The organism is Clavibacter sp. B3I6 (assembly GCF_030816895.1).
In the GTDB taxonomy this organism is placed as follows: domain Bacteria; phylum Actinomycetota; class Actinomycetes; order Actinomycetales; family Microbacteriaceae; genus Clavibacter.
Genome location: NZ_JAUSYL010000001.1, coordinates 299,287 through 313,491 on the forward strand (window position 1 = coordinate 299,287; position 14,205 = coordinate 313,491).

Below are 14,205 nucleotides of genomic sequence, written 5' to 3' on the forward strand. Positions count from 1 at the left end.
CGCGGGTCAGGCGCGGCGCGCGGTGTCGAGGTCGGCGATGGCCCCGAGGTCCGCGACGCCGCCGAAGCGCAGCAGCGACAGCTCGCCGTCGACCACGCCGAACGTGTGGGCCGAGCCGTTCTCGATCATGGGGCCGGGGCGGCCCACGAGGGACGCGTCGAGGCTCCGCGCGAGCGCCGCGATGACCCCGCCGTGCGACACCGCGATGATCGACCCGCCGGGGTGCATCTCGGCGAGGCGGAGGAGCGCGGCGCCCGCCCGCTCGGTCACGGACTCGACGGTCTCGCGCCCCGGCACGTCGCCGTCGGGGAAGCGCGCCTCGATCTCCTGGTGCGTGAGCCCCTCCGCGAGGCCGTAGCGGCGCTCGGCCAGCGCGGGCTCCGGCAGCGGGCCCGTCGTGGGGGCGCCGCCGAGCGCGAGGTGCTCGGCGATGATCGACGCGGTCTCGAAGGCACGGCTCAGGGGGCTCGCATGGATCGCGTCCCAGCCCGCGTCGCCCGCGACCGCCTCGGCGAGGAGGGCGCCCGCGGTGGCGGCCTGCGCGCGACCGGTGTCGTCGAGGGGGATGTCGCTCGACCCCTGCACGCGGCGCTCCACGTTCCAGGCGGTGCGGCCGTGGCGGACGAGGACGATGCGCGTCACGACGCGAGCTCCGTCGCGATGGCGCGGAGGGTCTCGCTCGTGCCGCCCTCCAGGCGCACGGTGGCGCGGGTGTCGCCCTTGGTGACGCCGCGGTTGAGGATCACGATCGGCATGCGGCTCCTCCGGGCGAGCTCGAGCAGGCGGATGCCGGAGTTGACCGCGAGGGACGACCCGGCGATGAGGAGCACGTCCGCGTCGGAGACGATGGCGCTCGCCTCGCGGAAGCGCTCGGTGGGCACCAGCTCGCCGAAGAAGACCACGTCCGGCTTCAGCATCCCGCCGCAGACGCTGCACACGGGGATCCGGAAGCGGTCGACGTCGTGCACCTGCGCGTCGCCGTCCGGGTTCAGCTCCACCGCGTCGGGCTGGTCGAGCCACGGGTTCTCGGCGCTGATCCGCTCGGCGATCGCGGAGCGCGCGTAGGCCTGGCCGCACTCGAGGCAGAGGACCCGGTCGAGCGAGCCGTGCAGGTCGACGACACGGCGGGACCCGGCGCGCTCGTGCAGGCCGTCGACGTTCTGCGTGACGATCCCGCCCACGACGCCCGCGGCCTCGAGGTCGGCCAGCGCCGCATGGCCGTCGTTGGGGCGCGCGGAGCTGAACGCCTTCCAGCCGAGGTGGCCGCCCGCCCAGTAGCGGCGGCGGAAGTCGTCGCCCTCGCTGCGGAACTGCTGGAACGTCATGGGGTTCCGCTTGGGGGCGCCCTCGCCGCGGTAGTCGGGGATGCCGGAGTCGGTGCTGAGGCCGGCGCCCGTGAGGACGGCGGTGCGGCGGCCGCGCATCAGCTCGACGGCCTCGGCGATCGTCGACCCCGCGGGGGGTCGGGGATCGTCACGGAGAGCGGTGCTCATGGGGCCTCCCGATGCCGAGCGGACGCCCGATCCCGTCCGCGGGCGGCGACGGGGCAGGGCATCATGGTGCTCCCGAGTCTAGACAGCAAGCCCCCGTGTAAGCTCCGCGCGACAAGCGCCGCCCCCGTCGTGGGCGGACGGAGAGAGGATCGGCGTGCACATCCACCGCATCGAGGACCTGGGCTCCCCGGGACTCGAGGACTACTCGCGCCTCACCGACGTGGCCCTCCGCCGCGTGAGCGAGCCCGAGGGCGGTCTGTACATCGCCGAGTCGACCAAGGTCATGGGGCGCGCGCTCGCCGCGGGCCACGTGCCGCGCTCGGTCCTCGTGCAGGAGCAGTGGCTCGACGACGTCGCCCCGCTCCTCGAGGGCTTCCCCGAGGTGCCCGTCTTCGTGGGCGCCGCCGCCGTGCTCGAGCGGCTCACGGGCTACAACCTGCACCGCGGGGCGCTCGCCGCGATGCACCGACCGCCCCTGCCCGCCGTCGCCGACGTGCTGCGCGGCGCCCGCCGGGTGGTGGTGCTCGAGGACATCGTCGACCACACGAACGTCGGGGCGATCTTCCGCGCGGTCGCCGGCATCGGGGCCGACGCCGTGCTCATCACCCCGCGCTGCGCCGACCCGCTGTACCGCCGGAGCGTCCGCGTCAGCATGGGCACCGTCCTGCAGGTGCCGTGGACGCGGCTGCCCGAGTGGTCGGAGGCCGCGCCGCTCCTGCACGAGGCCGGGTTCCACCTGGCCGCGCTCGCCCTCGAGGACGACGCCGTCACCCTCGACGCCTTCGCGGCGGATCCGCCCGAGCGGATCGCGCTCGTGCTCGGCACCGAGGGGGACGGCCTCAGCCGCCATGCGCTCCGGCACGCGGACTCGACGGTCGTGATCCCGATGCTCCACGGCGTGGACTCGCTCAACGTGGCCGCGGCGAGCGCCGTCGCGCTCTACGCCCTGCGGGTCGCGGCATGAGGCGCTCCCGCCGCGCCACCCTCACCGGCGTCGTCGCGGCGCTCCTCGTCTCCGCGGGCGTCTACGTCCCCGTGACCCTCACGGCGGATCCGCCGGCCGCGGTCGCGCAGGTCGAGGCCCCGGATCCCGTCGTCAACGTCGCCACCCCGGAGACCTGGCCGGGGAGGGGCGTCTCGGCCGTCGGCGCGGTCGGGTTCGACGGCGTGCTGGCCACGGACGACGCGGCGCCGGTGCCGCGGCCCATGGCGAGCATCACCAAGACCGTGACCGCCCTCGTCGTGCTGCACGCGAAGCCGCTGGCCGCCGGCGCGGAGGGGCCGCAGGTCACCTTCACCGCCGAGGACGAGGCGCTCCGCGTCGAGATCCTGAAGCAGGACGGCATCGTCGAGCCGGCGGTGCCCGGCACGAGCCTGTCGCAGCGCGACCTCCTCGAGGGCGCGCTGCTCGCGAGCGCCAACAACTACGCGGCGGCCCTCGGCGTCTGGGCGTTCGGGTCGAACGACGCGTTCGTCGAGGCCGCGAACGCCTGGCTCGCCGAGCAGGGGCTCACGGGCACGCACGTCGCCGACGCGATGGGGCTCTCGCCCGAGACGGTGAGCACGACGACCGACCTCGTCCGCATCGGGGAGATGGTGCTGGCCGACCCGGTGCTCGCGGACATCGTCGACGAGCGGAGCGCCGACGTCGCAGGCGTGGGCGCCGTCGTGAACCGCAACCTGCTCGCGGCCGTGCCCGGGTTCCGCGGCATCAAGACCGGCACGCTCGAGCAGGCCGGCAAGTGCCTCCTCTGGGCCGTGGACACGAAGGTGGGCGACCGCGAGGTGACGCTCGTCGGCGTCACCCTGGGGGCGCAGGACCACGCGGAGCTCGCGCGCCAGGTGCTCGCGCTGCTGCCGACCGTGACCGCCAACATGCACGTGGTGCAGGTCGCGACGGCGGGGGAGCCGTTCGCCGACTACACGACCGCGTGGGGTGCGACGGCGCAGGCCGTGAGCACGGCCGACCAGTCGCTCCTCGTGTGGGCTGACACGCCCGTCACGACGACCGTGGAGGCATCCGCGACGGCGGAGGCCGAGGCGGGCGCCGAGGTGGGGACGGCCACGGTCACGGCCGGCGGGGAGACCGTGCGGGTGCCGCTGGCGCTCGACCGGGCGATCCCCGGCCCCGACGGCTGGTGGCGCCTCGCTAACCCGGGCGAGCTGCTGGGCTGACCGCCGGCGACGCCCTGAGGATGGTCCTCGGGATCAGCCCGCCGCGTCCGGGCGCGTCCACGGCGACGCGTCGGGCCTCTTGGCCGTGCGCCCGTCGCCGGAGGACTGGTGGCGGAGGCGTCGCAGCACCCACGGCACGAAGTAGGAGCGCGCCCAGTCGATGTCGCCCGCGCGGGCCTGACGCCAGGTGCGCGCCGGGAGCGGCTCGGGTCGGAGCGGCTGCAGGTCGTTCTCGACGGCGAGCGCCTGCAGGACCATGCGCGCGACCGTGTGGTGGCCGAGGGGCGCGAGGTGGAGCCGGTCGACGTCCCACATGCGCGGGTCCTGGATCTCGGTGAGCGCCCACTGGTCGGCGACGATGCAGTCGTGCCGGGCGGCGATCGCCCGGATGTCCTCGTTGTAGATGGCGACCTTGCCGCGCAGGCGGCCGAACACGGGGGAGAACTTGACGTCGGTGCCGGTGAACAGGATCACGGTCGCGCCCTCCGAGGAGAGCCGCTCCACCATGCGGTCGAGGCGGTCGGCGAGCCGGTCCGGGTCGGCGCCGGGGCGGAGGATGTCGTTGCCGCCCGCGGACAGGGAGACGAGGTCGGGGTGCAGGGCCATGGCCGGCTCCACCTGCTCGTCCGCGATCTGCGCGAGGAGGCGCCCGCGGATCGCGAGGTTCGCGTACGAGAAGCCCTCGACCTGGTCGGCCAGCACCTCGGCCACGCGGTCGGCCCAGCCCCGGTGCCCGGTGGGGCTGCCCGGCTCGGGATCGCCGATGCCCTCCGTGAAGGAGTCGCCGAGGGCGACGTAGCGGCGCCAGGGATGGGGCTCGGTCATGCGCTTCCTTCCGGGTGGGACGCCTCCCATCATAGGAACGCCCTCGGCTCGGGCCGCGGGGAATGCCCGGACCCCCCTGGTAGTTGAGCATTCAAGCAACCTGATGCGCACCCAAGGAACGAGGACCCATGCCCGACCTGCTCTCCGCCGACACGTCCATGGGTCCCGTGACCCTGCTGGTCGGCGACCTGGACCGGATGACCGCCTACTACCGCGACGCCGTCGGCCTCGACGTCCTCGCCGAGGGCGTCGAGTCGACGACGCTCGGACGGGCCGGGACCCCCGCCGTGGTCCTCGAGCCCGCGCACGGGCTCGCCCTGCCGAGCCCCGGGAACGCCGGCCTCTTCCACACGGCCGTGCTGTTCGACACCCCGGCCGGTCTCGCCCGCGCCGTGGCGTCCGTCGCGCGACGCGCGCCCGGCACCTTCACGGGGAGCGCCGACCACCTCGTGAGCCGCGCCTTCTACTTCACCGACCCCGAGGGCAACGGCGTCGAGCTCTACACCGACCGCCCGCGCGACGCCTGGACGTGGCAGGACGGCCGGATCGTCATGGACAGCCTGCGGCTCGACCCGGACGCGTTCCTCCGCCAGGAGCTCGCGCCCGTGGCCGACCCCGCCTCCGACGCCGCGGGCATCGGCCACGTGCACCTGCAGGTCGGCGACACGGAGACCGCGTCCGCCTTCTACGTCGACGCGCTCGGCTTCGAGCTGGTGGCGGGCTGGCACGGATCCGCGATCTTCGTCTCCGCCGGCGGGTACCACCACCACATGGCCATGAACACGTGGAACAGCCGGGGTGCGGGCCGACGCCCGGCGACGCTCGGGCTCGGCACGGTGCGCATCGAGGTGCCGACGCGCGACGAGGTCGAGGCGGTGGACGCGCGGCTCCGACGGGTCGGCGTCGCCACGCGCGACGACGGCCGCGCGCTCGCCTTCGAGGACCCGTGGGGGAACGCCCTGGTGCTGTCGGCCGGCTGAGCCCTCGGCGGCGGCCGGGTGCCCGGGCACCGGCGCGGGGGAGACTGGGCGCATGACGCCCGCCGCCCCGGTCGACCCGCTCGCGCACCTCGACGACGCCCTGCTGCGGCGCATCCGCTCCCGCGCCGCCGGGTACGACGCCCGCAACGCCTTCTTCGCCGAGGACCTCGACGAGCTCCGCGACGCCGGGCACCTCCGGCTGCTCGTCCCGGGGGAGCTCGGCGGATCGGGCGCGTCCCTCGCCGACGCCGTCCGCGCCCAGCACCTCCTCGCGCAGGCGGCGCCCGCCACCGCGCTCGGGGTCGGCATGCACCTCGTCTGGACGGCCGTCGCGCGGATCCTCGCCGACCGCGGCGACGACTCCCTCCGCGGCGTCCTCGAGGACGCCGGCCGCGACGAGCTGCTGGCCTTCGCCATCAGCGAGCCCGGCAACGACCAGGCGCTCGCCGACGCCCTGACCCGGGCCGAGCCCGACCCGGACGGCGGCTACCGCTTCACCGGCACCAAGGTGTCCTCGAGCATGGCGCCCGCGTGGACCCGGCTCGGCCTCTTCGGGCGCGACGACACGGATCCCGCGCGGCCGCTCCTCGTGCACGCCTTCGTGCCGCGCGATGCGGCCGGCCTCGAGATCGTCCCCGACTGGGACACCCTCGGCATGCGCGCGACGCAGAGCCACACCGTCGTGCTCCGCGACGTGCGGGCGGAGCCGCGCGACGTCGTCCGCCGCCGCGAGCACGGGCGGCGCGACGACCCCTTCGTGCTCGCCGTCCTGCAGGCGTTCGAGCTCCTCGTGGCGGCCGTGTACGCCGGGATCGGGCAGCGCGCGCTCGACCTCGCCGTCGAGTCCGCCCTCCGCCGCACCTCGCTCGCCGCCGGCGGCCGCACGCTCGCGACCGACCCCGGCATCCGGCACCTGGTCGCGGAGGCGGCCCTCGCGCAGGACGCGCTCCTGCCGCAGCTGCAGGCGCTCGCCGCGGACGTCGACCGCGGCGTCGACCACGGCGACCGGTGGGCGTCCCTCCTCGTCGGCGCCAAGGTGCGCGCGACCCGCACGGCCGCCGACGTCGTGCAGCAGGCCGTCGCCGTCGCGGGCGGGGGATCCTTCCGCACGGGCGACGAGCTCGGGCGGCTGTACCGCGACGTGCTCGCGGGCGGCTTCCACCCGTCGAGCGACAGGCAGGCCGCCGAGACCATCGCGACCACGCTGCTCGGGCCCGTGCCGCGACCGTCCTGAGCGCCGCCCGGGCGGCCGGTGGGAGCGCGGCCGACGCCTCCCGACGCGACGCGCCCGGCCCGTCGTCCGGGGTCGGATCCGCTCCCGCCGCGCCACGCCGACGACGCCCGGGCGGCCGCGCCGATCCGTCCCGTCCGCCCCGCCATGACCCGCCGGCGGTCGTCGGGAGCCCGACCCGGTGCGGGTATCGTGAGGTCGAGTGAGCACCTTGCCGACCCCTCCTCCGCACGTCGGATCCGCCGCGGCCGAGCACCTCTCGCCGGCCTTCCCGGAGCGCGCCGCCTGGGGCACCGTCAGCAAGCTGCGGGCCTGGCAGGAGGAGGCGCTCACCGCGTACTTCGAGAAGGAGCCGCGCGACTTCCTCGCCAACGCGACGCCGGGCGCCGGCAAGACGACCTTCGCCCTCCGCCTCGCCTCCGAGCTCCTGCACCGCAAGACCGTCGACCGGATCACCGTCGTCGCCCCCACGGAGCACCTCAAGAAGCAGTGGGCCGACGCCGCCGCGCGCGCGGGCGTCCGCCTCGACCCCATGTACAGCAACTCCTCCGGCGCGCTCGGTCGGCACTACCACGGGGCCGCCGTCACCTACGCGCAGGTCGCGGCGAACCCCTACCTGCACAAGACCATGACCGAGCAGAGCCGCACCCTGGTGATCCTCGACGAGGTCCACCACGGGGGCGACGCGCTCAGCTGGGGCGACGCCATCCGCGAGGCCTTCGAGCGCGCCACGCGCCGGCTCTCGCTCACGGGGACGCCGTTCCGCTCCGACACCGCGCCCATCCCGTTCGTCAGCTACCTCCGCGACCACCGCGGCGTCCGCCTCTCGCAGACCGACTACGACTACGGCTACAGCCGCGCGCTCGCCGACGGGGTCGTGCGGCCCGTCATCTTCCTCGCGTACGCCGGCAGCATGCGCTGGCGCAACAAGATGGGCGACGAGATGGAGGCCCAGCTCGCCGAGGGCAACACGAAGGACATCACCTCGCAGGCGTGGCGCACGGCGCTCGCCCCCGACGGCGAGTGGATCCCGCAGGTGCTGCAGGCCGCCGACCGCCGGCTCAGCGAGGTCCGGCAGTCGATCCCCGACGCGGGCGGCCTCGTCATCGCCACCGACCACACCACGGCCCGCGCCTACGCCGCGATCCTCCAGCGCATCAGCGGGCAGCCGGTCACGCTCGTGCTCTCCGACGACGTGGAGGCGAGCGCCAACATCGACCGGTTCTCCCAGAGCACCTCGCGCTGGATGGTGGCGGTGCGCATGGTGTCCGAGGGCGTCGACGTGCCGCGGCTCGCCGTCGGCGTGTACGCCACGAGCGCGTCCACCCCGCTGTTCTTCGCGCAGGCGATCGGCCGCTTCGTGCGCGCCCGGCGCCGGGGCGAGACCGCCTCGATCTTCCTGCCGAGCGTCCCGAACCTCCTCGTGCTCGCCAACGAGCTGGAGCGCCAGCGCGACCACGCCCTCGACCGCGACTCCTCGAAGGAGGGCGACCTCTACAACCCCGAGGACGCCATGATGGGCGAGGCGAACCGCAGCGAGAAGGGGTCCGACTCCCTGCTCAGCGAGTTCTCCTTCGAGGCGATGGGCTCCGAGGCCACCTTCGACAAGGTGCTGTTCGACGGCGCCGAGTTCGGGCAGATGGCCGACGTCGGCAGCCTCGAGGAGGAGGAGTTCATCGGGCTCCCGGGGATCCTCGAGCCCGAGCAGGTGCGCGAGCTCCTCGCCCAGCGTCAGCACCGGCAGTCGCGCCACGCGTCCGAGCGGGAGCGCAAGCAGGCCGAGAGCGGCGCGCCGAAGGACCCGGACGACATCCCGCTGTACCGCACGCTCAAGGAGCAGCGGCAGCTCCTCAACAGCCTCGTCGGCATGCGCGCGAAGCTGCACGGCGAGCCGCACGGCCTCGTGCACGCCGAGCTCCGGCGCGTGTGCGGCGGGCCCGCCGTCGGGCAGTGCAGCGTCACGCAGCTGCAGCAGCGCATCGACCAGCTCCGCAGGTGGATGCGCAGCTGACGCGTCCGTGTGCTCCGGGGCCGCTCCGCAGGTGGATGCGCAGCTGGCGCGTCCGTGTGATCCGGGGCAGCTCCGCAGGTGGATGCGCAGCTGACGCGTGCGTGTGATCCGGGGCAGCTCCGCAGGTGGATGCGCAGCTAGCGCGCACCCACTCGCGTCGCTCCGCTAGGGCGCGGTCACGAACCCGTTGTCGACCATGAACTCGTAGGCGACGTCCGCCGGCTCCTCGCCCTGGTCGTCGACGCGGAGGTTCATCGCACGGAGCGCGTCGTCGGTGACGACGAGGGAGACCCGGTCGAAGACGTCCTGCAGGCCCGGGTGCTCCTCGAGCGTCCGGGTGTCGAGCACGGCGGCGACGTTGTAGGCGGGGAAGAAGCCGAGGTCGTCCTCGAGGATCCGGAGGCCGAGCTTGTCGATGCGGCCGTCGGTCGCGAACACCTCGCCGAACGCGCACGTGCCGCGATCCGTCGCGGTGTAGACCGCACCCGTGTCGAAGATGCTGACGTTGCCGTCCGGCACGCCGTCGTCGGACCCGCGGGGGATGCCGTACGCCTCGAGCAGCGGCGACAGGCCGTCCGGGCGGGAGTTGAACTCCGCCTCCACGCAGAAGGTGCGGTCGTCGACGGGGAGGTCCTTCACCTGCGACATCCTCGTGATGCCGAGCCGCTCGGCCTCCTCCTCGCGGATGGCCATCGCGTACGTGTTGTTGAGCGGCGCGGGGGTGAGCCAGGTGAGCCCGTTGGCCCGGTCCGCGTCGCGCACGGCCTCGTACTGGGCGCGCTGGTCCGGGATGCCCTCGGGCTCGCCGAGGTAGCTCAGCCAGGCGGTGCCCGTGTACTCCCACGTCATGTCGGCGCCGTGGCTCGTCATGAGCTCGCGGGCCGGCACGCTGCCCGGGACGTTCGTCTTGTCCGTGACCTCGAAGCCGGCGGCCTTCGCAGCGAGGACCGCGATCTTGCCGAGGATCAGCTGCTCGGTGAAGTTCTTCGACGTGATCGTGATCCCCGCGCCGTCGGGCAGGTCGAGCGGCTGGATCGACCCGGGCGCGACCTCCGGCACGTAGGCGGTGGCCGGCTGGAGCCCGCAGCCGGTGAGGGCCGCGAGGGCCGCGGCGACCAGGGCGGGCACGCCGAGCGCGCGGCGGAGGCGGACGGTGCGGGGGAGGGTCGTCACGGTCAGAGTCCCTTCGGGCGGGCGACGTGCTCGACGACGCGACCCAGCCAGTCGATGGCGAGCGCGAGGAGCGCGATGAGCAGGGCGCCCGAGACGAGCACGGGGTAGAGGTAGAGGTTCACGCCCGTGGTGATCAGGATCCCGAGCCCGCCGCCGTTCACGAACGCGGCGAGGGCCGCGGTGCCCACGAGGAGCACGAGGGCGGTGCGGATCCCCGCGAGCATGACGGGGACGGCCAGCGGCAGCTCGATGCGGAACAGCACCGCGCCGCGGCTCATGCCCATCCCGCGGCCGGCCTCGACGAGCCGCTCGTCGACGCCGCGGATCCCGAGGATCGTGTTGCCGAGCACGGGGAGCGCGGCGTACAGGACCAGGGCCACGAGGCTCGCCTGGAACCCGTTCGGGATGATCATCGCGAGGAGCACCACCAGGCCGATGGCGGGGGCCGCCGTGCCGAAGTTCGCGACCGCGAGGACCGGGCCGGAGTACCGCCGGAGCCGGCCGCGGGTGAGGAGCACGCCGAGCGGCACGGCGATGACGAGCACGACCGCGGCGGCCGAGAAGGTGAGCCCGAGGTGCTCGAGGGTCGACCGGCCGAGGGCGGTCGGGGCGAGGGTGGTCCGCTCCTGCGCGCTCAGCGGCGCGATCGCGAGCCAGACGAGGTAGGCGCCGAGCACCGCGGCGATCGCGACCGGCTGCGCGACGAGACCCCGCCAGGACCGTGCGCCGCCGACGGTCCCGGCGCTGGCGTCGAGGGCGGCGCTCATCCGTGCTGCCCGTCCTGCGCATCCGGCGCGGCGACCGCGGCGGGGGCGCGCGCGGCGTCAGCGCCGACCGTGCCGACGGTGCCCGTGTTCGTGCCCACCGGCGCGCCGTCGAGCCCGCCGGCCGCGGAAGCGCGGGCGCGCGTGATGGCGTCCATGACGGTCTCGACGTCGATGACGCCGAGGAACGCGCCGCCGCGCCCCGTCACGAGCGCGGCGCCGGCGCTCGAGACGAGCATGGTGTCGAGCGCGTCATTGAGGGTCGCGCGGTTGCCGACGACCGGCAGGCCGGGCTCCGCGCCGTCGCCCACGAAGTCGACGCGGCCGAGCTGGCGGCGCGAGAGCCACTGGATCGGGCGGTCGCGGGCGTCGATGATGACCGCGTGCTGGTGACCGGCCGCGTCCATGCCCGCGAGCACGTCCGCCGCGGAGTCGCCGGGACGGCCGAGGACGGCGCTCGCCAGCGGCACCTCGTCGACGCGGCGGAGCGTGAGCTGCTTGAGCCCGGCGCCGGAGCCGATGAACTCCTCCACGAAGGCGTCGGCGGGCTCGGCGAGGATCCGCTCCGGGGTGTCGTACTGCACGATGCGCGCGCCCTCGGCGAAGACGACGATCCAGTCGCCGAGCTTCACGGCCTCGTCGAAGTCGTGCGTGATGATGACGATGGTCTTCTGCAGCTCGGCCTGGATGCGGATCAGCTCGTCCTGCAGGCGCTGGCGGGTGATGGGGTCCACCGCGCCGAACGGCTCGTCCATGAGGAGCACGGGCGGGTCGGCCGCGAGCGCGCGGGCCACGCCGACACGCTGCTGCTGGCCGCCCGAGAGCTCCTTGGGGTAGCGGTCGCGGTACTGCGCGGGGTCGAGCGACACGAGCTCGAGGAGCTCGTCCACGCGGGCGCGGATCCGGGCGGCATCCCAGCCCAGCATCCTCGGCACCACGGCGATGTTCGCCGCGACCGTCATGTGCGGGAACAGCCCGCCGGCCTGGATCACGTACCCGATGCGGCGTCGGAGCTCGTCGCCGTCGATGCCGGTGACGTCCTCGTCGCCGAGCACCACGCGGCCCTCGGTGGGCTCGATCAGCCGGTTGATCATCTTCAGCGTCGTGGTCTTGCCGCAGCCCGACGGGCCGACGAGCATGACGATCTTGCCGGCGGGGATCTCCAGCGTGATCCCGTCGACGGCCGGCTTCGCCTGGCCCGGGTACCGCTTGGTGACGCCGTCGAGCAGGATCGAGCGCCCGCTGACCTCGGGGGTGCGGGGCGGGGTGGTGGTCTCAGACACGGATGCCTCTCGGTGTGGTGAGCCGGCCGATGCCGACGAGGACGAGGTCGAGCAGGAGGGCGAGGAGGACGACGCCGAGGACGCCCGTGAGGACGGACTCGATCGAGTTCTCGCCACCGAGCCGCGAGAGCCCGGAGAAGATGAAGCCGCCGAGGCCGGGACCGAGCACGTACGCGGCGACGGCGGCGATGCCCATCACCATCTGCGCCGAGACGCGGATGCCGCCGAGGATCACGGGCCATGCGAGCGGCAGCTCGACCCGGAGGAGCGTGCGGAGGCGGCTCATGCCGATGCCCCGCGCCGACTCGACGACGGCCGGGTCGATCCCGGCGAGGCCGACGACCGCGTTCCGGAGGATCGGCAGGACGGCGAAGAAGGTCACGACCGCCACGGCAGGGGCGACCCCGAAGCCGAGCGGCGCGATCAGGAGGCCGACGAGCGCGAAGGCGGGGAGGGTCAGGCCGATGGCGGAGACGCTGTTGGCGACGGAGCGGAGCGGGCCGCTGCGGTAGACGAGGGCCGCGATGCCCACCGCGATGACCGTGGCGAGGATGAGGCACTGGACCACGAGGCTGAGGTGCTGCCACGCCGAGAACGCGATCTGGTCCGAGCGCTCGGACACGAAGTCCCACATGACGATCTCCTCTGCATGGGTCGGGCACCGGGAGGGAGTCGGCTCGCATCACCCTACGCATGCCGCGGGGCCGCGCGAAGTTCGCGAAGGGGGGCTTGCGCCTGCTACCCGCGCACCCGCCGGGCGCGGACGCCCACGCGAGGGGCGGACGCCCACGCGAGGGGACGAGGGACGCCGCACGGGGCGCGCCCAGGCGCCCTCGCCTACGATCCTCATCTGGGGAGCCGCCCGACCGGCGCCCGCGAGGAGCGAACGATGCCCGTCCCGTCGCGCGACGCCGACGCCTACGCGATCCTCGGCGTCGACCCGTCCGCCACGCAGGACGAGATCCGCCGGGCGTACCGCCGCGGCGTCCGCACGGCGCACCCCGACATGGGCGGCACCGCCGAGCGCTTCCAGGCCGTGCGCGACGCGTTCGCCGCCGTGGGCGATCCGGAGAGCCGGGCCCGCTACGAGCGGGGGCTCCGCGAGTCACCGCACCCCGAGGATCCCGCCGGCGGCGCCCGTCCCGCCCGTCCCGCGTCCTCCGCATCGGCGCCCGCCGCCGCCGCGTGGGATCCGGCGGCCCGGCGCGGCCGCCCCGGCGCGCCCCGCGAGCGGCCCGCGTCCCGCACCCGCAGCTTCGGCCACCCGGGCGGCTTCGCCCGGCTCCGCTACCTCGCCCTGGTCCGCGAGTGGCTCGCGGATCCCGCCGAGCCGTCGGTGCCGGCGACGCCCGTCCCGCCGCGTGGAGGACCCGCCCTGTCCGACCGCCCGGAGCCCTACGTCCGCCGCGCCCGCGCCATCGTGCCGCCGGTCGCCGCCGTCCTGCTCGCCCTCGTGCTGCTCGTCTCGGGCCTCGGCGCGATCCCGGCCGTCGTCGGCCTGGTCGTCGGCGCCGCCGCCGGCCTCGCGGCCGCGGGTCCGGTCGGTCGCGCCTGGTTCCGCGCCGAGGAGCCGCGTCGGCGGGCGGCCGCGCGGCTCCAGGAGGACGTCCTCGCGCACGAGCGGGCCCTCCGCGCCTACCCCGACGTCATGGCGGCGTACAGCGCCCGCCTCGCCCGCCTCGAGGACCTCCGTCGGCGCTTCGAGGCCGACGCCTACGCACCCGACCTCGTCGCCGAGGTGCCGGCCCCGGCCGCCGAGGCCCTGCGCGCCGCCGTCGCGCAGGAGGAGACGGCGCGCGAGCTGATGGAGCTCGGCCCGTCGTACGCGTTCTGGAACGGCGTCGCCGTGCCGCGCTCGGGCGACGCGGTCGACCACCTCGTGCTCGGGCCGCAGGGGCTCGTGGCGGTCGAGTCCGTGCCCGAGGGATCCGCCGCCGCGACCGACCCGGCCGCCCGCGACGCCGCGCTCCGCGGCCTCGACGCCCGGGCGCGCGCGGTCGCGTCGGAGATGCAGGTGCCGGTCGTCGGCCTCGTGCTCTCGCTGCCGTCCGGGGTCCTGGGCGCCGCGCCCGTGGTGCTGCACGCGGCCGACGACGCGCAGGCGATCCCCGCCTACGCGGTCGCCCGGACGCTGCTCGCCGACCACGTCGCCGCGGGCCTGCCCGGCCTCCGCGCGATGGATCCCGAGCGCCTGCTCGCGGTCCGCACGCGCCTCGTGCTCGACGCGCGCTTCGTCTGAGGCTGCGGCCGGACGAGGGCGTCGGGGCGGG

Annotated in this window: 13 protein-coding genes; 6 read left to right on the forward strand and 7 right to left on the reverse strand. The window is 75.0% G+C overall.

What is annotated here, in order from left to right:
* Positions 1 to 6: 6 nt before the first annotated feature.
* Both QFZ62_RS01395 and QFZ62_RS01400 read right to left on the reverse strand, forming a co-directional pair.
* Positions 7 to 642, reverse strand: coding sequence for a histidine phosphatase family protein (locus QFZ62_RS01395; RefSeq protein WP_307500971.1), 636 nt, complete (start codon positions 640 to 642; stop codon positions 7 to 9).
* Positions 639 to 1,493, reverse strand: a complete 855-nt coding sequence (locus QFZ62_RS01400) for a Sir2 family NAD-dependent protein deacetylase (RefSeq protein WP_307500972.1) — start codon at positions 1,491 to 1,493, stop codon at positions 639 to 641. Before QFZ62_RS01400 ends, QFZ62_RS01395 begins: the two co-directional genes overlap by 4 nt.
* A gap of 154 nt (positions 1,494 to 1,647) precedes the next feature.
* On the opposite strand from QFZ62_RS01400, the gene QFZ62_RS01405 reads away from it, so the two are divergent.
* Together QFZ62_RS01405 and QFZ62_RS01410 are read left to right on the forward strand one after the other, a co-directional pair.
* Positions 1,648 to 2,457: an RNA methyltransferase gene (locus tag QFZ62_RS01405; RefSeq protein WP_307500973.1), complete on the forward strand. Its 810-nt coding sequence runs from the start codon at positions 1,648 to 1,650 to the stop codon at positions 2,455 to 2,457.
* On the forward strand, positions 2,454 to 3,668 hold the full coding sequence (locus tag QFZ62_RS01410; protein WP_307500974.1) for a D-alanyl-D-alanine carboxypeptidase family protein: 1,215 nt from the start codon (positions 2,454 to 2,456) through the stop codon (positions 3,666 to 3,668). The genes QFZ62_RS01405 and QFZ62_RS01410 overlap by 4 nt, the downstream gene beginning before the upstream one ends.
* Before the next feature lie 33 nt (positions 3,669 to 3,701).
* On the opposite strand, the gene QFZ62_RS01415 is transcribed toward QFZ62_RS01410, so the two are convergent.
* Positions 3,702 to 4,493 carry an SGNH/GDSL hydrolase family protein gene (locus tag QFZ62_RS01415; RefSeq protein ID WP_307500975.1) on the reverse strand — a complete coding sequence of 264 codons (792 nt, stop codon included), beginning with the start codon at positions 4,491 to 4,493 and terminating at the stop codon, positions 3,702 to 3,704.
* Positions 4,494 to 4,621: 128 nt separating this feature from the next.
* Between QFZ62_RS01415 and QFZ62_RS01420 the strand changes: the two genes are divergently transcribed.
* The 3 genes from QFZ62_RS01420 (at position 4,622) to QFZ62_RS01430 (ending at position 8,715) form a co-directional block, all read left to right on the forward strand.
* On the forward strand, positions 4,622 to 5,473 hold the full coding sequence (locus QFZ62_RS01420) for a VOC family protein (protein WP_307500976.1): 852 nt from the start codon (positions 4,622 to 4,624) through the stop codon (positions 5,471 to 5,473).
* A 52-nt stretch (positions 5,474 to 5,525) separates the two neighbouring features.
* Positions 5,526 to 6,707, forward strand: coding sequence for an acyl-CoA dehydrogenase family protein (locus QFZ62_RS01425; RefSeq protein WP_307500977.1), 1,182 nt, complete (start codon positions 5,526 to 5,528; stop codon positions 6,705 to 6,707).
* Positions 6,708 to 6,906: 199 nt separating this feature from the next.
* Complete coding sequence (locus QFZ62_RS01430; protein ID WP_307500978.1) at positions 6,907 to 8,715, forward strand: DEAD/DEAH box helicase; 1,809 nt, start codon at positions 6,907 to 6,909, stop codon at positions 8,713 to 8,715.
* Between the two features lie 165 nt (positions 8,716 to 8,880).
* Here the strand turns inward: QFZ62_RS01430 and QFZ62_RS01435 are convergent, their stop codons facing one another.
* The 4 genes from QFZ62_RS01435 to QFZ62_RS01450 are packed head-to-tail and all read right to left on the reverse strand — an operon-like array spanning position 8,881 to position 12,569.
* Positions 8,881 to 9,888: a glycine betaine ABC transporter substrate-binding protein gene (locus QFZ62_RS01435; RefSeq protein ID WP_307500979.1), complete on the reverse strand. Its 1,008-nt coding sequence runs from the start codon at positions 9,886 to 9,888 to the stop codon at positions 8,881 to 8,883.
* Between the two features lie 2 nt (positions 9,889 to 9,890).
* The gene (locus QFZ62_RS01440) at positions 9,891 to 10,655 is read right to left on the reverse strand and encodes an ABC transporter permease (RefSeq protein ID WP_307500980.1); all 765 of its coding nucleotides are present in this window, start codon (positions 10,653 to 10,655) and stop codon (positions 9,891 to 9,893) included.
* Complete coding sequence (locus QFZ62_RS01445) at positions 10,652 to 11,935, reverse strand: ABC transporter ATP-binding protein (RefSeq protein WP_307500981.1); 1,284 nt, start codon at positions 11,933 to 11,935, stop codon at positions 10,652 to 10,654. Before QFZ62_RS01445 ends, QFZ62_RS01440 begins: the two co-directional genes overlap by 4 nt.
* Entirely contained in the window at positions 11,928 to 12,569 is a 642-nt protein-coding gene (locus QFZ62_RS01450; protein WP_307500982.1) for an ABC transporter permease, read from the reverse strand. Before QFZ62_RS01450 ends, QFZ62_RS01445 begins: the two co-directional genes overlap by 8 nt.
* Positions 12,570 to 12,824: 255 nt before the next feature.
* Here QFZ62_RS01450 and QFZ62_RS01455 point away from each other — a divergent pair, with 255 nt between their 5' ends.
* Entirely contained in the window at positions 12,825 to 14,174 is a 1,350-nt protein-coding gene (locus QFZ62_RS01455) for a J domain-containing protein (protein ID WP_307500983.1), read from the forward strand.
* The last annotated feature ends 31 nt before the right edge of the window (positions 14,175 to 14,205 follow it).